Consider the following 17,670-nt stretch of genomic DNA (forward strand, 5'->3'; position numbering starts at 1 on the left):
GGCAACTAGAATCTCTCCTCATGGAAGACCCTCCCAGTCATAGTCCCAAGCCTCTCGACGTTCCGGCCGAACCCTCGGCCGCCACAGTCTGGAGGCACCACGCATGAACGAATGGGTGATGCTCGGCATCGGCCTCGTTCTCACAGTAGGAACCGGGTTGTTCGTCGCGAGTGAATTCGCGCTCGTCAACCTCGACCGAAACGAACTCGAAAAACGGCAAAGCCGCGGAGAGAAGCGACTCGGGCCCACCATCAAGGCCCTGAAGATCACGTCGACGCACCTCTCCAGCGCGCAGCTCGGGATCACGCTCACGACCCTGCTCACGGGATACACGTTCGAGCCGGCCGTCAGCTCCCTCCTCGAGGAACCCTTCACCGGTTTCGGCGTTCCCGCGGGCCTCGTGCCCGTAGCGGGAGCCATCGTCGGCATCATCCTCGCGACGCTGTTCTCGATGATCATCGGCGAGCTCGTCCCGAAGAACTTCGCACTCGCCCTCCCCAGGGCGACCGCGAAGGTCGTCATCCCGTTCCAGGCGCTCTTCACGACGGTGTTCAAGCCCGTGATCCTGCTCCTGAACAACACCGCGAACGCCATCATCCGCTCCATGGGCATCGAGCCCAAGGAGGAGCTCTCCGGTGCCAGAAGCGCCGACGAGCTGTCGTACCTCATCCGCCACTCCGCGCTCTCCGGCCTGCTCGAGGAAGACGACGCGGCCCTGCTGCGACGCACCCTCAAGTTCGCCGAGCACGACGCGTCCGACGTCATGACGCCCCGCGTGCGCATGGCGAGCGTGGAGGTCGACGACACGGCGCAGGCGATCATCGCCCTCGCCATCGAGACCGGCTACTCCCGGTTCCCGGTCGTCGACGGCACCCCGGACAACATCACGGGGTTCGTGCACGCCAAGCAGGCGTTCGCGGTCGCCGTGGAGCGCCAGACCGAGGTCACCGCCGGAGAGCTGCAGACCGAGGCGCTCCGCGTGCCGGAGTCGATGGGCGCATCCGCCCTGCTGACCCTCCTGCGCGCCGAACGCCACCAGGTTGCCGTCGTCGTGGATGAGCACGGCGGCACCGCTGGCATCGTCACGCTCGAAGACCTCGTCGAGGAGATCGTCGGGGAGCTCGAGGACGAACACGACCGACACCAGACCGGGTTCATCCGGCGCGGCCGGTCCGTCACGTTCGACGCCTCCTGGCGCCCGGACGAAGTCCTCGACCGCCTCGCCATCGAGGTGCCGGAGGACGGCGACTACGACACCGTCGGCGGATTCATCACCGACACCCTCGAGCGTCTCCCCGAACTGGGCGACGAGGTCGCCATCGAGTCGGGCATGCTGCGCGTCGAGCGCATCGACGGCACGCGCATCGTGCGGGTCCGCTACCTGCCCGACGAACCGGACGGCGACCAGAGCCTCATGACGAACCAGGAGCTCGCGCTCGACAGAGCCCACGACCGAGTCAAGGAGGTGATGACCAATGAGTGAGTACCTGCCAGGAATCCTGTGGCTGTTCGTCCTCCTCATCGGCAACGCCTTCTTCGTCGGCGCCGAGTTCGCCGTCATCTCGGCGAAGCGATCCCAGATCGAGCCCCTCGCCGAGCGGGGCAGCCGCGCCGCGAAGACCACCCTGTGGGCGATGGAGCACGCGACGCTCATGCTGGCGACGAGCCAGCTCGGCATCACCGTCTGCTCGCTGCTCATCCTGAACGTCTCCGAGCCGGCCATCCACCACCTGCTCGAGATCCCGCTCGGGCTCACCGCGCTGTCGGCCGAGGCCATCAGCGTGATCGCGTTCGCGGTCGCGCTCGTGCTGGTCACGTTCCTGCACGTCGTGTTCGGCGAGATGATCCCCAAGAACCTCGCGTTCTCGGTGCCTGACCGCGCGTCGCTCCTTCTCGCCCCGCCGCTCGTCGTGGTCTCCAAGATCTTCAACCCGATCATCTGGAGCCTCAACACGATTGCGAACGGCGTGCTGCGGCTCTTCAAGGTCGAGCCGAAGGACGAGGCGACGAGCACGTACACGCTCGAGGAGGTGGCCGGAATCGTCGAGCAGTCGACCCGAGAGGGAACGCTGAGCGACACGTCCGGCACGCTCGCTGGCGCGTTCGAGTTCACCGAGAAGAAGGTCAGCGACGTGGATGTGCCCATCGCCGAGATGGTGCTCCTGCCGGCAGGCGCGCGCCCCATCGACGTGCAGAAGGCCGTCGCCGAGCACGGCTTCTCCCGCTACGTCGTCACCGACGAGCGAGGAGAGCCGACGAGCTACATCCACATGAAGGACGTCATGGACCTCATGGGTGCTGACGCCTTCACATCGCCCATCCCGCAGAAGCGACTGCGGAGCCTCGTCTCCGTGTCGCGCGACGCGGAACTCGAGGACGCCATGGCGGTGCTCCGCGACCGCGGCGCGCACGTCGCCAAGGCGCTCGACACCGACGGCAGGGTGACGGGTCTCCTGTTCCTCGAGGACGTCCTCGAGGTGCTCGTCGGCGAGGTGAACGCGACCAGCGCGGCCGAGTAGCCCACCGCTTCGATCCCGCAGAAGGGATGCTCCCGCTCGGAAACGGGCGGGAGCATCCCTTTTCCGCATCCGCTGCCGCATCCACCGCCGCTTCTCGCCGCGTTGCTCGCGTTTCTTTGACAGGACGCGTTCGGTGACGCCAGGCTGGAACGGTGCAGACGACAACGCCGACCAGACCGTCCACCCGTGACAAGCTCTCCGCCGGGGTCTTCCTTGCGTTGGCGTTCGGCCTCTCCTGGCTGGTCGCGCTCCCCCTCTGGCTCGGCGATGGGCTCGCCAACCCCTGGTTCCCCGTCATCTCGATCGCCATGATGCTGACCCCGGCCATCGCCGCCCTCGTCACGGTGTTCGCCATCGAGCGCCCTGCACGGCCGTGGCGCGCGCTCGGCCTCGTGCCGCTGAAGCCGGCGGGCAGACTCATCGCGTATCTGGCGCTCGCCGTCGTCGTCCCGGTCGCCCTCATCTTCGCCGCCCTGCCCATCGGCGCCCTCTTCGGCGTCTACTCCATGGACCTCGTGAACTTCTCCGGCTTCCAGGCGATGCTCGACGAGCAGCTCGCCGCCGAAGGCGTCGGCAACCTCGAGCTCCCCCTCCCGGTTGTCGTGCTCGTGCTGCTGCAGCTCGTGAGCATCCCCGTCGGCGCGTTCCTCAACCTCATCCCCGCCCTCGGCGAGGAGCTGGGGTGGCGCGGCTGGCTGCTCCCGAAGCTCCTGAGGCTCGGCACCGTCCCCGCGCTGCTCATCTCGGGCCTCATCTGGGGCCTCTGGCACGCACCGCTGATCCTCCTCGGCTACAACTACGTGGATGCGCCAGGCTGGCTCGGGCTGACCATGATGACGGGGATGTGCATCCTCGTCGGGGCCGTGTTCGCGTGGCTGCGCATCCGCTCGGAATCGGTGTGGCCGGCCGCGCTCGCGCACGGTGCCTTCAACGCCGCAGCCGGCTCGTACCTGCTGTTCGCCGCGGCCGGCGAGCGGGTCGACACGACGCAGGCCACGATCCTCGGCTGGACCGGATGGATCGTGCCGCTGATCTTCGTGGCCGTGCTCCTCGCGACGAAGCAGTTCGCGCCGTCCAAGCCCGCGCCGACGCAGGTGGCGCCGCAGCTGCACCAAGGCAACCCGCAGGTGCACCCGTAGCGGAGGGCGCAGACTTGGCGGATGCAGACTTCACCGCCAGCAGACCACCGACCGGCCGGCTCCAGCGCGCCACAGGACGCGCGCACGACGCACGCGGGGCGCACGCCCCGGACCTCGGTGGCGCGGACGATCGCGCGCGTGGTGCTCGGCGGATTCCTGCTGTTCGCGGGGGCCGCGCACCTGTCGTTCGCACGCGCCGAGTTTCAGGCGCAGGTGCCGACGTGGCTGCCGCTCGACGCGGACTTCGTCGTGCTCGCCTCCGGCGTCGTCGAGGTGCTGCTGGGGCTGGCGCTCATCGCGGCGGGCCGCTGGCGGGTCGCCGTCGGCTTCGTCGTCGCCGCGTTCTTCCTGGCGGTCTTCCCCGGCAACATCTCCCAGTACGTCACGGGGAGGGATGCGTTCGGCCTGGATACCGACGCGGCCCGGCTCATCCGCCTGCCGTTCCAGGTGCTGCTCATCGCGCTGGCGCTCTGGTCGACCGCCGCGTGGCGCGACCGACGCGAGCTGCTCACCCCGTTCCGGCGCGACGACGCTCGGGGCCAGCGCTGAACCACGCCGTCGTGGGCGATCGAGCGAGCCGATGCTCTAGATTCCATGTATGACTGATTCCGGCAGCGCAGCCCCGCCAGCCACCGGAAACTCGGGCGTCGCTCCGCTGCTGGTGCTCGGCAAGATCACGGACATCCTCGACAGCTTCACGCTTGAGTCGCCCTCACTGTCGCTCGCGGAGATCCGCACGAAGACCGGTCTCCCCACCTCCACGACGCAGCGCCTCGTGACGAACCTCGTCGCGCAGGGCTTCCTCGACCGCGACGACGACCGGTTCCGGATCGGGCTGCGGATGGCGTATTGGTCTGCGCCAGCCGTTCGCGGCATCAAGGCGATCGACCTGCTCGCGCCGCTCCTACGCGAGCTGCGTCAGGCGACCGGCGAGAGCGCGACTCTCTTCCGCGCCGACGACGACTACCGCGTCTGCATCGCCGTCGACGAGACGCGGCATGAGCTGAAGCAGGATGTCCACGTCGGCAAGGTCGCGCCGCTCACGGTCGGTTCCGCGGGGCGGGTCCTGCTCGCCTGGAACGCTGACCTCCGCGAGAGCATCCTCGCCGGGCCGATCCCCGACCTCGCGGCGAGCACCATCACCGACCCGGTCGAGCTGCGAGCCGTGCTCGAGCAGACCAGGGAAGACGGGTTCGCGATCACCCGCAACGAGCGCATCGACGGCCTCGTCGGGGTGGCAGCCCCGGTGTTCGAGCCGAGCGGACGGGTGCGGATGGCGCTGGGAGTGAGCGGGCCGGCCGCCCGCATCCAGCCGAAGATGCTCGAGGACTGGGCTCCGATGCTCGTCGAGACGGCCGAACGCGCGACGCGCCTCATCGGCGGTCGCGCTCCCGCCGAGTAGCGGCGCAGCCTACGCCGGCACGACCCATTCGAACGTGGGGGCCTTGGAGCGAGCGCCCTGGCGGGCCTTCGATCGGTTCGGCTCTTCGAGGTCGACGAGCAGCGCCTCCGATTCGCGGACGATCTGGGCGAACGCCGCCGGAGTGAGCCACTCGGGGCGCATCGCGAAGAGCAGGTCCTCCGTGGCCGTGTTGCCGCTGGCCCCCGGAGCGAACGGGCATCCGCCGAGCCCTCCGAGCGCGCCGTCGACGACGCTCGCACCCGCGAGGACCGCCGCGATCGAGTTCGTGACGCCCGCACCCCAGGTGTCGTGGCCGTGGAACACGATCTCCCGCTTCGGCGACTCGGCGACGACCCTGGAGATGAGCGAGGACACCTGTCCGGGGTGCGCCTGGCCCAGGGTGTCGCAGATGACGATGTCCTCAGCGCCCTCGGCCCTGGGGTCGTTGGCGATCCGGATGACCCGGTCCGGGTCGACCTGCCCGTCGAAGGGGCACGTGAAGGAGGTCGCGAGGCACAGCTGGATGCGCCCGCCGGCCTGATGGGTCAGGGCGACGGCGTCCGGCATGGCCGCGAGGCTCGTGTCGGTGGTCCGCCCGATGTTCGCCTGGTTGTGGGCGTCGGAGACCGAGAAGCAGTACTGGAAGTTCTTCGCCCCGGCGGCCGCGGCCTTCTCGATGTGCCGCGGGGTCGCGACCCACACCCAGCTGTGCTCGAGCTCCTCCGGGGTGAGCGCCTCGATGACCTCGAGCGTGTTGGCCATGGGCGGGACGAGGTCGCCGCGCGCCATCGAGCCGATCTCGAGCTCTGGCACCCCGGCCGAGAAGAGCTCGCGCGCGAGCTCGACCTTGCGCTGGGTCGACAGCAGCTTGCCGGTGAGCTGCAGGCCGTCGCGCAGGGTGACGTCGCGCAGACGCGCGGAGGTGATCGGGTTCTGGCTCATCGTGCGTCCACCTTGCTGTTGTCGTCGGTCTGAGTCTGCCCGCTGCGGCCCGCGTAGGCCGCGAGCACCGCCTCGGTGTCCTGGCCGAGCCCGGGGGCGAGCGTGCGAATCGGCAGGGAGGCGCCGCCGAGGACCGGGACGATGCCGGGGAAGCCGACACCCTCGACGGTGGTGTCTCCGTCGGTCACATCGAACTTCTGGATCATGTCGCGGGCCGCGTACTGCGGGCTCGCGCTGATGTCCTCGGCAGTGTAGATCGGGCCGGAGGGGACGCCGGCGTCGTCGAGGATGTCGAGCACCTCCTCGGCGGGGAGCGTCGCCGTCCACGCGCCGATCGCGGCGTCGAGCTCGTCGCGCCGGTCCCAGCGGAGATTGTTGGTCGCGAGGCCCGGGTCGCGGGCGAGGTCGTCTCTCCCGATGATGCCCATGAAGCGCACGAAGATCGCGTCGGCGTTGCCCGCGATCACGACGCTCTTCGCATCCCCGCACACGTACGCATTGGTGGGGGCGATGCCCTCCATCCGCCCGCCGACCCGCTCGCGCACCACCCCGTGCGCCTGGTAGTCGGGGATGAGCGACTCCATCATCGAGAACATGGCCTCGTTGAGGGCGACGTCGATGACCCGCTCCTCCAGTGGAGCCGGCTCGAGGCCGGCGCCGCGGCGCTGCTCACGCTGGAACATCGCCATCATCACGCCGTAGGCGGTGTACACGCCCGCGATGGAGTCGCCGATCGAGACGCCCACGCGGACCGGGGCGCGGTCGGGGTCGCCGACGAGGTTCCTGAACCCGCCCATGGCTTCCGCGACGGCGGCGAACCCCGGCCGGCTCGAGAGGGGCCCCGTCTGCCCGAAAGCGGAGATACGGCCGATGACGATTTCCGGGTTAATCTCGTTGAGCACGTCCGGCCCGATCCCCCACCGCTCGATGGTGCCCGGACGGAAGTTCTCGAGGACCACGTCGCAGTCGGCGGCAAGCGCGCGCACCGCATCCCGCCCCTCCTCGGTCCGGAGATCGAGGGTGATCGACTTCTTGTTGCGGTTGATGGTGTGGAACAGCATGGACGTCGTCGCACCGGGATGCAGGCGCCACGAGCGCAGCTCGTCTCCCGTTCCGGGCCGCTCGACCTTGATGACCTCGGCGCCGAAGTCGGCGAGCATCCGCCCTGCCGTCGGGGCTGCGATGAAGTTCCCGAGCTCGAGCACGCGGACTCCCGCGAGCGGGGCGATCTTGGCGTTGGTGTGCATGTCGGTCCTTTCCGGACGTGATCGGTCGGTGCGTGCGGGTCAGATGAAGATGCTGAGGACAAGGGTCACGAGCAACGCGACCACCGAGGCGACGGACACACCGACGGTGCATGTCTTGAGCGTGCCCCGTGTCGTCTGTCCGAGCAACGACTGCAGGAGCCAGAACGTGTTGCTGGTGACGTGCACAGCGAAGAGCGAGCCGGCTCCCGCCGCGAGGGCGATGAGGATCGGGTCGAGGCCGATGACGGACGCGATGGGCGCGAGGATGCCTGCGGCGGTGATCGCCGAGATCGTCACCGAGCCGACGGCGATGTGCAGCACGGCCGCGATGGCCCAGACGATGAGGAGTGGCGCGAAGCTGTTGGCGCTGAACGCCTGCCCGAGGATGTCGCCGAGGCCGGTCGCCGCGACGGTCGCCGCGAGCGAACCGCCCACACCCGTGAGGATGAGGATCTGACCGCTTTCGCGGAAGCCCGCGACAACCGACTTCTCGACCGCCTTGCCGCCGACCGTGAGCCTGCCGATGATGCTCGTGCCGAGCACGGCGAGGAGCAGCGCGAAGACGGGGTCGGTCACGAGGACAAGCGCGTCGATCTCGACGCCGACGATCTGCAGGATCGCGCCCGTCGCGATGAGGCCCAGGCAGAGCAGGAGCGGCGCGAAGAGCAGGATGAGCTTCGGCTCGGAGGTCGTGGTGCGCTCGGCGACGGCGACGCCGCGGGGGACGCCGCCGACCTTGCTGAGTCGATCGTTGACTGGGATGCTCTCGGTCTTGAGGGGCTCGACGGGCTCTGGGGAGGCGTCGATGCTGTCGTCCGCTCCGTCCTCACCTTCGACGGGCTGCGTCTCGTCCAGCTTCTCCTTCCAGAAGCCGATGCGGAACAGCAGCGTCATGATGAAGATCGAGATGACGATGGTCGGCACGATCACGATGAGGCCGAAGAGCAGCATCTGTCCGAGGGGAACGCCGAGCACGCCCGCGAGCGCGAGGGCTGCGACGCCGGGCACCATGAAGACGATCCCGCATTCGAGGCCGATGGCGAGGGCCGTCGCGATGCGTGGCGTGCCGTGCTTGCCGATGAGCGGCGCCATCTTGCGAGCGAGCGGCGCGGAGATCACGAGGAGCACGTCGAGGAAGATCGACTGGAGCACGGTGCCGATCGTGAGCCCCATCGCATACGGCAGCCCCTTGGGGCCGAAGATGCGCAGCAGATGCGAGACGAGTCGCTGGATGGCGTTCATCTCGCTGAGCATCGAGCCGAGCAGCACGCCGAAGGTGATGAGGAGGCCGACCTCGGCCATGATCTCCCCGAAGCCGCCGGTGATCGTGCCGATGGTCTCGGTCGGCGGATGCCCCGTGGCGAGTCCCAGGTAGAGGGAGCCGATCACGAGGGCGACGGCGGGGTTCAGCCGGAAGCGCGTGATGAGCACGACGACGCCGAGGATGGCGATCGCCGTGTGGATGATCGTGATGATCTCTGACGTCATTGTCGTCCAATCGAGGTGGGGTCTCGCGCGGTCTGGGCCTCACTGGTGGAGAACAGGAGTTGCTTGGCTTGAGACCGCGTCTGGCTTACATTATGTGCATGAACTCAGTATGTAAGCAAGAGCCCGTATCGTGACCCGCAGCGAACAGCTCCTCGTCTCGGTGCCGACCCCCGCCCTCGCGGCCTCGATCACGCAGCTCGAGATCGCCGCCAGCCTCGAGTGCATCACCTGGGATCTGACGACGCCGTCACCCGCCCCGCACATCGACCTCGTCGTGCTCCCCTATCAGCAGGACCCGAGCCTCACCGCGAGCCTCGGGCGCACGACGACGCGACTCGTCCAGGCCCAGACGATCGGGCACGAGGACGTGCTCGCCCACCTGCCCGCTGGTCACACGGTTGCCAACGCGCGCTCCGTGCACGAGGCCTCGACGGCCGAGCTCGCACTCGGGCTCACGCTCGCGTCGCTCCGCCGCATCCCCGAGTACACGACGGCGGGGCAGCGGCACGTGTGGCACCAGCAGCCCGGCCAGAGCCTCGCCGACCGCACGGTGGCCATCGTCGGATACGGCGGCGTCGGCAAGGCCATCGAGCATCGACTGAGCGGCTTCGAGGCGAACGTGCTCCGGTTCGCGCGCTCCGCCCGCGCAGCCGATGGCGGGCCCGACCGCGTGCATCCCATCTCGAGCCTCGAGGCGCTGCTCCCCGGGATCGACGTGGTGATCCTCACGGTGCCGCTGACCGACGAGACCAGACACCTCGTCGATGCGAGCTTCCTCGCCGCGATGCGACAGGGGTCGCTCCTCGTGAACGTCGCGCGCGGACCAGTCATCGACACGGAGGCGCTCATCGCCGCGCTCGAGGCCGGCCGCATCCGGGCCGCCCTCGACGTCACCGACCCCGAGCCGCTGCCGCCGGGGCACCGGCTCTGGGATCTCGACGGCGCACTCATCACCCCGCACGTCGGGGGCGCTTCCTCGGCGATGCATCCGCGCATGGTCGCACTCATCGACCGCCAGCTGCGCGCGCTTCTGGCCGGCGAGGCGCCGGAGAACGTCGTGGCGCACCCATGACGGCGGGAAGCGAGCACGCTCGGCGTCGCCGGCCCGGCTGACCTCCTATCGCCAGCGCGGCTCGAGGAAGCCGAGCGCCACGAGCTCGCGCACGTCGGGCACGAGGCTCGCGCGCAGGGCCTCTTCCTCGACGTCGACGAGCGATGCGATGGCGGTGACGATCTGCGACCCGACGAGCTCCCCGTCGCACACCGACACGAAGCCGGTGAGTTCCGTCGACATCGACATGGTGCGGCGGAACCCCGCGCCCTGGCGGAGCATGATGATGCTCGGGTCCTCGTCGCCTGGCCGCGAGTGGCGCTCCTCGGTCACGTCGGCGGCCACGACGAGCGGCTCGTCGAAGAGCTCGTCGTCGTCGACCCCGCGCAGCCAGGTGATGGCCTCGAAGCCGTCGCGGATGTGCGCGGCGAGCGGGTGGCCGAGCGCGTGCGTGAGGTGCTCGAAGCGGCGCAGCGGACCGCCGACGGCGCCCTCGTGGGTGCGGCGGAGGAAGAACATGCCCATGCCGATGCGCTCGACATCGCGGCTCGCGAAGTCCTGCAGGTAGCGGCGGAATGCGTGCTGCCAGCTCGAGAGCTCGGCGTTCTCAGCCGCATCCTTCAACCACATGTCGGCGTACTCCACCGGTGTCGCGTCCTCGCGCTGCACGACCCACAGGTCGACATCGTTCGCGGGCCACGTCTCGAGGCGCGAGTGCCAGTTGGCGTCGCCCTCCCGCACCTCCCAGTTGCCGAGCATGCAGGCGACGCCGCCCGGAGCGAGCACCGTGCCGAGGTCGCGCACGAGCCCCTCGACGATGCTGTCACCCGGCTTGCCACCGTCACGGTACGTGTACTGGTCGCTTCCGCCTTCGCCCTCGCGTCGGGGCGTGATGACAAACGGCGGATTCGACACGAACAGGTCGAAGTGCTCGCCGGCGACGGGCTCGAGCATGTTTCCGAGGCGCAGGCTCACGCGGTCCTCGAGGCCACCGGCGGCGATGCCGAGCGCCTCGGCGTTGAGCAGCAGGTTGAACTTCGCGAACGCGAGGGCGCGCTCCGAGATGTCGGTCGCGACGACGTGCCTGGTGTGGGCGAGCAGGTGCATGGTCTGCACGCCCATGCCGACCCCGAGGTCAAGCGCGCGGGCGACGGGTTCCCGCGGGGTGAGCTGGGCGAGCAGCGTCGTCGCCGGCCCGATGCCGACGACGTGGTCGCGGCGCAGCGGCTGGTCGCGGCCCAGCTGCACACCGCCGAGGTCGGAGGCGACCCACATCTCGACGCTGCCGTTGACGCCCTCGCTCGCGTACGGGCGCACGTCGACGAGTGCGACCACGAGCTCGTCCACGAGCTCCTCGGCGCTGGCCTCCTGAGCCGATTCCGTGGGGCTCAGGCGCGGGACGCGAGCAACGAGGCGGGCCGCGAGCAACTCGTCGAGTGCCGGGACATCGCCCGCCTCGACGGTCTCCGCGAGCACGAACAGGCGGATGAGCGCGGAGAGCGCGTCGTCCGGCTCACGCGAGAGGGCGAACGACGCGGGCTCGAGCAGGTCACGGTGCAGCGCATCCGCCGCTTCGGCCCCCAGACGCGACTCGACCCCGTCGACGGTGAAGCCAGCGCCGGCGAACGTCACCGCGAGCGCGCGGAGCAGCGCCTCGTCGGTGCTGTCGGGGGCGTCGCTCGGGTCGTCGAACGTGAAGTCGTCAGGAGTGGAGGCGGAAGAGGCATGGCGCGCGTGGGAAGTCACCCGTCAATTATGCGGATGTGCACCGACAGTCGCGCGCGGCTCCCAGGCTGCCGGGTCGCGCAGCTCCGCGAGCGCCTCGATCGTGCGGATGCGCACCTCCACGTCGTGCGTCGTGGCGGCGAGGATCACCTCGTCGGCCCCCGTGCGCTCGATGAGGCGGTCGATGCCGTCGGCGACCATCTCGGGGGTCCCGACGAGCTGCGTGCCGGTCGTCGCGTCGTAGAGGGAGCGGTCCTGCATCCGGTCCGCGTACGCGGCGGCGCCCTCTGGCGAGAGGACCCTCGTAGGGCGGCCGAACCGGATCTGGTGCATGGCCGCCCTGCTGGGGAGCGCGAGGCGGGTGGCCTCATCGACCGTCTCCGCGGCGATCGCAGAGACCGACACCATGAAGTGCGGTTCGGCGAGCACGGGCGACGGCACGAAGTGGTCGCGGTAGTGGTCGGCGGCGGCTTTCGGGTCAGCGTGCATCGCGAAGTGGTGCGCGAAGGTGTACGGCAGGCCGAAGGCGGCGGCCAGCTCTGCCCCGTAGAGGCTCGAACCGAGGAGCCAGATCTGGGGATTCGTCTTCGCCCCCGGGCTGACTCGGAGGCGATTGAGCACCTCGCGGTCGTGCTCCGCCCTCACATCGCCCAGGTAGCCCATGAGCTCGAGCACGTCGTTGGGGAACTCGTCGACGCGATCACGGGAGAGATCGCGACGCATCGCGGCGGCGGTGAACGGGTCGGTGCCGGGCGCGCGGCCCAGTCCGAGGTCGATGCGCCCGGGGTAGAGCGACTCGAGGGTCGCGAACTGCTCGGCGATGACGAAGGGTGCGTGGTTCGGCAGCATGACGCCGCCCGAGCCGAGGCGGATACGCTGCGTTCCCGCGCCGAGAGCCGCGAGCAGCACGGGCGGTGTCGTCGAGGCGACGAGTTCGGTGTTGTGGTGCTCGGCGACCCAGTAGCGGTGGTACCCGAGCTCGTCGGCTCGCCGCACCAGGCGGGCGGATGCGGCCACGGCGTCGGCACTCGACTGCCCTTCGGCGACGGGGATGAGGTCGAGCACGGAGAGCGTGGGCGTTCCTGGCATGGTCGGGGCAACGCGCACCATCCCGCCGCTATTCCTGGATGGCCTCGGCAGCCTCACGGGGAGAAGTCCCCACCACCGGGGTTTTCGGCAGGTTCGCGGCCTGAGTGTCGGTGGCTCTGCGTAGCATGACAACGAACGGCATACCCAGCGTGCCGAAGGAGACCCCATGACCCGACACCGTCGCCGACCACGGGCTCTGCTCGCGAGCATCGGCGCGCTCGCTGCGGTCGCCTTGCTCGCGGGGTGCTCGGTGAGCGCGACGGCGACTCCCTCGGCAAATGGGTACGACGCCGTCGACGCGCCCATCGAGGGCGGCACGGTCAGCCTGCGCGACTCGTTCGAGTCCTCGGCGCAGGAATCGCACGACTTCTGGTCAGACCCCGACATGTTCAAGAACGCCGAGGGCTTCGACTACACGGCACCAGACAACGGCATCACGGTCGGCGTCGGCGACCCGGCGACCGGCGCGTTCGTCCCGCCGACCACCCCGGTGCCCGCTGCCGAGTCGGCGAACGGCTACGGAGATGTCTCGGAGGCGGTGCCCTACGACCGTGCCGGGCTCGGCGCATCCACCTTCGGTCGCCTGTACATGTCGTTCGCGAGCGGTCTCGCGGTGTGCTCGGCGACGGTCGTGAACTCCGGCGAGCGCAACATCGTCGTCACGGCGGCGCACTGCCTCGTCGACTTCGAGAGCAACAAGGCCATCGCGAGCAACGTCGTCTTCATCCCTGGCGACCGCGGCGACGGGGCCGAGCAGCCGTACGGTCGCTGGGCAGCCACCGACTACAGCATCCCGCAGCACTTCCTCGACAACGCCAACTACGGCGACCAGGGCGTGTACGGGGAGGGCTGGAACAACGACTTCGCGTTCCTCGTGATGGAGGAGAAAGACGGCAAGCGCATCCAGGACGTGACGGGCGGGCAGGGCATCGCCTTTGGGGTCCCGGCCAAGGCGATCACGCAGGTCGGCTATCCGAGTGCAAGCCCCTACGACGGCTCTGAGGAGTACATGTGCGCCTCCAGCCAGTGGCGGGAGGGCTCTGCAGGCGGATACACCCACATGTGCAGCATGACGCCCGGAGGCTCGGGTGGGGCCTGGCTCGTCTACTACGACACGGCGATCGGGGCCGGCTACGTCGCCGCAACCTCGTCGACCGTCCTCTCGTCGGCGAACCCGCCGTTCCGGTGGGAGGGCTCGGTGCTCGGCCAGACCGCGCTGTCGCTGTACAACGAGCTCGGGGGGTCCTGATGCGCACCCAACGCCTCATCGCAGGTACGACCGCGCTGCTCGTCGGGCTCGTGCTCTCCGGATGCGCGACGACGACCCCGACAGCGGTCGCGAACCACGAGGCGAAGCTCGAGTACCACGCCGACACCGGCGCGGAGCTGCTCGGCGACTCCCTCGTCGAGGGCCTCGCCAAGGTCGAAAATTTCTCCGCCACCGCCTACACGCACGGCAAGGCCTCGACCGGGGCGACGCTCAGCACACAGCACGAGACGAGCGTGGTCGGCGCGTCCTACGTCACGAAGGAGTCGACCGCCGAGGCGGGAACCTCCATCGACGAGGTCCACATCGCTGGCAGCGACTACACCTACTACCTCTTCGGCAGCGCGTACACGACGGTCGTCTCGACCCCGTGGGCGCGCCTGCCGATGGGCGACCTCGACCGCGCGAACGACCCGCAGCGCACGTGCATCCTCGGCACCGTCATCTACATGTGCAATCTGGTGAAGGCATGGCAGCTGTCGAAGGAGAGCAACGGCGAGGAGCTTCCCGAGAAGCTCGAGGTCTCGGCAGATGGCAGCAAGCACTTCACGTCGGCGGTCACGTTCGACTCGCTCGAGGAGGCCGGGCTGTACACGCTGGGCGACGACCTCCGCTCGCAGCTCAGCGACGACGAGCTCGGCACGCTGCTCCCCCTGCACGTGTGGGTCGGCACGGATGGCATCGTGCAGAAGATCGAGGTGAACGGCACGATGGATGCGGCATCGCTCGATGTCGAGGTGCAGTTCGGATTCGAGATCACGGGCACGCCGACTGCCGACGATCTGCCGGATGACCCCGCGTCGCTCGCGCCCCAGTACGTGACCAATGTGACTGCAGATCAGGCGAGCGCGTTCTGGGATGCGATCGGGAACGCGAGAACCGGCTAGGCCGGGCCCGCTCATGCACGTCGCAGCAAGCAAGCTGGAGGAACCACGATGACCTTCCCACCGCAGGGCGGCCCGCAGAGGCCGCGCGACCCCAACGATCCGCGCGACCCGCAGCAGGGGCGGCAGGAGCAGCAGGGGCAGCAGGCTCATCGACCGCACGGGCCCGGCCAGGGGTCGGGGCCGGAACAGCACTACGGTCAGAACCAGAACCAGGGCCAGGGCCAGAACCAGAACCAGAACCAGCAATATGCGCCGCGCCAGCAGGGTCAGCAGGGTCAGGGTCAGCAGGGTCAGGGCCAGCAGCCGGCACAGCATCAGCAGCCTTCCCAGTACGGCCAGCCGTACCCCCAGCCCGGGTACCCGGCCGCATCGGCGACGCCAGGTGCGAGTAACGCCGGTCAGGCCGGCCAGACCAGCCAGACCAGCCAGTTCGGGACGGCGTCAGGCGCGAGGTCAACCCCCAGCGCGTACGGCTCCGGCGCTCACACGGCATCGGCGTCCGGCTTCGGGCCTGGAGCCGGCTCCGGGTCTGGCTCCGGGTACGACTCCGGGTATGGCTCCGGGTATGCGACCCCGAACGCCGCCTACGGTGTTCCGAGCGCCACCTACGGGGCGCCAGCTCCCGCATCCTCGACACAGCAGGGCTTCGGCTACCAGCAGCCGCCGGTTGGCTACCCAGGCTCAGTCACCCAGGGGCCCGGCGTCCAAGGCCAGCAGTTCGGGCCAGGGCCAGGGTTGGCTCCGGCAGGCAAGCCGAAGCGCAACTCTCGTCTGCTCCTGATCCTCGCGATTCCCGCGGCGGCGCTCATCGCAGGTCTCGGTGGCTACTTCATCGGACAGAGCAACGGCAGCGTGCTCGCCGCGGAGCCGCTGCAGGCTGAGGTCACGCGCGTGCTGCAAGACGATTTCGGTCTCGTCGAGGTGACCGACGTCGTCTGCCCAGAGCAGGTCAAGGCCGATCAAGGCGCCGAGTTCCAATGCACGTTCACGTACGCCGAGCAGGAGCAGTCCGTGACCGTCACCGTCTCGTCAGCCGACGGCCAGGTCGTCGTCGGCGCCCCGGAGTAGCCCGGGAGGGGAAACTCCACCCGCACCCCGCACTCACTCGGACGCGCGCGCCAGGACGAGCACCGGCGACCGGTGCCAGCACGCCTACCGAGAGCCTCCGGGTCCGACGATCGGCAGCGGCACCCCGTCCACGAGCAGCTCGCACTCGGGCCGGTCCGCGACGGCGACGGCCACACGGGAGGCGAGATGCTCGGGCATCTCGGGCAGGGCATCCACGGGGAACCAGGCGACATCCACCGACTCGTCGTCGCCGACCGCCGCCTCCCCGGACACCCAGGAGCAGCGGAACACCAGGTCGCAGTACTGGGCGCGGTCACCCGTCGCGTGCACGATCTTCGGCGAGACGCTGAGGCGCACGAGCCGCTCGACGCGGACTTCGACCATCGCCTCCTCGAGGCTCTCCCGCACGGCAGCCGTCGCCGGATGCTCGCCCGGGTCGACGATGCCCGTCACCGGGCTCCACACCCCATTGTCGGAACGCCGCACGAGCAGCACCTCCTCACCGCTGGCAGCGGACACACCAGCGGGTGCCATCGCGGGGCGGATGATGACGGCAGTCGAACCAGCAAGCCAGAGCGGATGCTCCGGCCCGATCTTGGCGCGCAGCTCGGCGACGAACTCAGGAATGGGCATGGGCCCTATCCAACCGCAACTCCGAAGACGAGGCCGAGCACGTACGTCACGGCCGCGGCCCCGAAGCCGATGAGCAGCTGGCGTCCGGCGCGACGCCACGGCGGACCGCCAGACAGCACGCCGACGATGGCGCCCGTCGAGAGAAGCGCGACTCCGACGACCGCCGCGGACACCACCACGGCGGCGATCCCGCTCATTCCGAAGATGTAGGGAAGCACCGGGAGGAGCGCGCCGCCGGCGAAGAAGCAGAAGCTGGAGAGGGCCGCGGTCCATGCGGTACCGAGCTCCTCGTGCTCTTCCTCGGCGGACTGCAGCGAGATCGGGCCGGATTCCGGGTCGGCGCCCTGCAGCGCGAACACGCGGTGCGCGTAGCTGCGAGCCTCGTCCTCGCCCATGCCGCGGGCACGGTAGACGAGCTCCAGCTCGTTCGCGTTCACGTCGAGCCGCTGGATGGTCTGGGGAGTATCCGGGCTTGGCGTCGACGCCTCAAGGAGCTCACGCTGCGAACGGACGGACACGTACTCGCCCGCCGCCATCGACAACGCTCCGGCGAGGAGCCCGGAGAGGCCCGTCGCGAGGATGATCACCGTGGGCGCACCGGTCGCGCCGATGCCGAGCACGAGGGCGAGGTTCGAGACGAGCCCGTCGTTGGCGCCGAACACCGCCGCCCGGAAACCGCCAGACATGCGGGAGCGGCTGCGCATTGCCAGGCCCCGCACGACCTCCTCGTGGATGCGCTCGTCTGCCGCCATCTCGGGGGTCGCGTCCGCTTCGCGCTCGTACGGCGAACGTGACTCTGCTCGCTGGATGAGCGCCAGCACGAAGAGAGAGCCGAAGCGGCGCGCGAACCAGCCGAAGAGGCGCGTGCCGAGTTGTGCGCGCACCCCGCCGTCGCCCGCCGGGCCGAGGAGGCTCAGCCAGTGCTCCTCGTGCCGCACCTCGGCGCTCGCGAGACCCAGCAGGATCTCACGCTCCTCGCCCTCGCGCTTCGCCGCGAGGTCTCGGTACACGGACCCTTCGGCGCGCTCATCGGCGAGGTAGCGGCGCCAGCGGCGAATGTCGGCAGCGCTCGGCTCGCGAGAGAGATCCCCGGTTCCGGGCCCGCGCTGCGGCTGCGGGGGTGGTGTCTGCGGCATGGGCCATGCATCCTTCGTGGGGACGCCTCGAGCCCGAATGGAGCACGGGCATCGTTGACAACGTTGCCCCAACGCTA

At 69.5% G+C, this 17,670-nt stretch carries 16 protein-coding genes; 9 read left to right on the forward strand and 7 right to left on the reverse strand.

Going from position 1 to position 17,670, the window contains the following annotated elements; genetic code table 11:
* Positions 1 to 103 precede the first annotated feature (103 nt).
* From C5E05_RS11995 to C5E05_RS12015, 5 genes are all read left to right on the forward strand, one after another.
* Positions 104 to 1,483, forward strand: a complete 1,380-nt coding sequence (locus C5E05_RS11995; protein ID WP_104342063.1) for a hemolysin family protein — start codon at positions 104 to 106, stop codon at positions 1,481 to 1,483.
* Entirely contained in the window at positions 1,476 to 2,519 is a 1,044-nt protein-coding gene (locus C5E05_RS12000; protein WP_104342064.1) for a hemolysin family protein, read from the forward strand. The genes C5E05_RS11995 and C5E05_RS12000 overlap by 8 nt, the downstream gene beginning before the upstream one ends.
* Positions 2,520 to 2,671: 152 nt before the next feature.
* Positions 2,672 to 3,658, forward strand: a complete 987-nt coding sequence (locus C5E05_RS12005; RefSeq protein ID WP_104342065.1) for a CPBP family intramembrane glutamic endopeptidase — start codon at positions 2,672 to 2,674, stop codon at positions 3,656 to 3,658.
* A 21-nt stretch (positions 3,659 to 3,679) separates the two neighbouring features.
* Positions 3,680 to 4,207 carry a hypothetical protein gene (locus tag C5E05_RS12010; protein WP_258064857.1) on the forward strand — a complete coding sequence of 176 codons (528 nt, stop codon included), beginning with the start codon at positions 3,680 to 3,682 and terminating at the stop codon, positions 4,205 to 4,207.
* Positions 4,208 to 4,256: 49 nt separating this feature from the next.
* The gene (locus C5E05_RS12015) at positions 4,257 to 5,060 is read left to right on the forward strand and encodes an IclR family transcriptional regulator (protein WP_104307475.1); all 804 of its coding nucleotides are present in this window, start codon (positions 4,257 to 4,259) and stop codon (positions 5,058 to 5,060) included.
* Positions 5,061 to 5,069: 9 nt separating this feature from the next.
* Here C5E05_RS12015 and C5E05_RS12020 read toward each other — a convergent pair whose 3' ends face one another.
* The 3 genes from C5E05_RS12020 to C5E05_RS12030 are packed head-to-tail and all read right to left on the reverse strand — an operon-like array spanning position 5,070 to position 8,737.
* Positions 5,070 to 6,002, reverse strand: a complete 933-nt coding sequence (locus C5E05_RS12020; protein ID WP_104342067.1) for a hydroxymethylglutaryl-CoA lyase — start codon at positions 6,000 to 6,002, stop codon at positions 5,070 to 5,072.
* Entirely contained in the window at positions 5,999 to 7,249 is a 1,251-nt protein-coding gene (locus tag C5E05_RS12025; protein WP_104342068.1) for a CaiB/BaiF CoA-transferase family protein, read from the reverse strand. The genes C5E05_RS12020 and C5E05_RS12025 overlap by 4 nt, the downstream gene beginning before the upstream one ends.
* A gap of 39 nt (positions 7,250 to 7,288) precedes the next feature.
* The gene (locus C5E05_RS12030) at positions 7,289 to 8,737 is read right to left on the reverse strand and encodes a GntP family permease (RefSeq protein WP_104342069.1); all 1,449 of its coding nucleotides are present in this window, start codon (positions 8,735 to 8,737) and stop codon (positions 7,289 to 7,291) included.
* A gap of 130 nt (positions 8,738 to 8,867) precedes the next feature.
* Between C5E05_RS12030 and C5E05_RS12035 the strand changes: the two genes are divergently transcribed.
* Positions 8,868 to 9,809 (forward strand): 2-hydroxyacid dehydrogenase, encoded by a 942-nt coding sequence (locus tag C5E05_RS12035; protein WP_104342070.1) that lies wholly within the window; start codon positions 8,868 to 8,870, stop codon positions 9,807 to 9,809.
* Between the two features lie 45 nt (positions 9,810 to 9,854).
* Here C5E05_RS12035 and C5E05_RS12040 read toward each other — a convergent pair whose 3' ends face one another.
* Together C5E05_RS12040 and C5E05_RS12045 are read right to left on the reverse strand one after the other, a co-directional pair.
* Complete coding sequence (locus tag C5E05_RS12040; RefSeq protein WP_104342071.1) at positions 9,855 to 11,534, reverse strand: methyltransferase; 1,680 nt, start codon at positions 11,532 to 11,534, stop codon at positions 9,855 to 9,857.
* Positions 11,535 to 11,537: 3 nt separating this feature from the next.
* A complete protein-coding gene (locus C5E05_RS12045; RefSeq protein WP_228496662.1) occupies positions 11,538 to 12,623 on the reverse strand; it encodes an LLM class flavin-dependent oxidoreductase in 1,086 nt (361 codons plus the stop codon).
* Positions 12,624 to 12,768: 145 nt separating this feature from the next.
* Between C5E05_RS12045 and C5E05_RS12050 the strand changes: the two genes are divergently transcribed.
* The 3 genes from C5E05_RS12050 to C5E05_RS12060 are packed head-to-tail and all read left to right on the forward strand — an operon-like array spanning position 12,769 to position 15,824.
* Positions 12,769 to 13,851: a serine protease gene (locus C5E05_RS12050; RefSeq protein ID WP_104243700.1), complete on the forward strand. Its 1,083-nt coding sequence runs from the start codon at positions 12,769 to 12,771 to the stop codon at positions 13,849 to 13,851.
* Positions 13,851 to 14,756, forward strand: coding sequence for a hypothetical protein (locus C5E05_RS12055; protein WP_104342072.1), 906 nt, complete (start codon positions 13,851 to 13,853; stop codon positions 14,754 to 14,756). The genes C5E05_RS12050 and C5E05_RS12055 overlap by 1 nt, the downstream gene beginning before the upstream one ends.
* A 48-nt stretch (positions 14,757 to 14,804) precedes the next feature.
* A complete protein-coding gene (locus C5E05_RS12060; RefSeq protein WP_104342073.1) occupies positions 14,805 to 15,824 on the forward strand; it encodes a DUF4333 domain-containing protein in 1,020 nt (339 codons plus the stop codon).
* 84 nt (positions 15,825 to 15,908) lie between these two features.
* Here C5E05_RS12060 and C5E05_RS12065 read toward each other — a convergent pair whose 3' ends face one another.
* Positions 15,909 to 16,457 (reverse strand): NUDIX domain-containing protein, encoded by a 549-nt coding sequence (locus C5E05_RS12065; RefSeq protein ID WP_104243706.1) that lies wholly within the window; start codon positions 16,455 to 16,457, stop codon positions 15,909 to 15,911.
* A 5-nt stretch (positions 16,458 to 16,462) separates the two neighbouring features.
* The gene (locus tag C5E05_RS12070; protein WP_181058050.1) at positions 16,463 to 17,593 is read right to left on the reverse strand and encodes a VIT1/CCC1 transporter family protein; all 1,131 of its coding nucleotides are present in this window, start codon (positions 17,591 to 17,593) and stop codon (positions 16,463 to 16,465) included.
* Positions 17,594 to 17,670: the final 77 nt, after the last annotated feature.

This window comes from Pseudoclavibacter sp. AY1H1 (assembly GCF_002931055.1).
Taxonomy (GTDB): Bacteria; Actinomycetota; Actinomycetes; order Actinomycetales; family Microbacteriaceae; genus Pseudoclavibacter.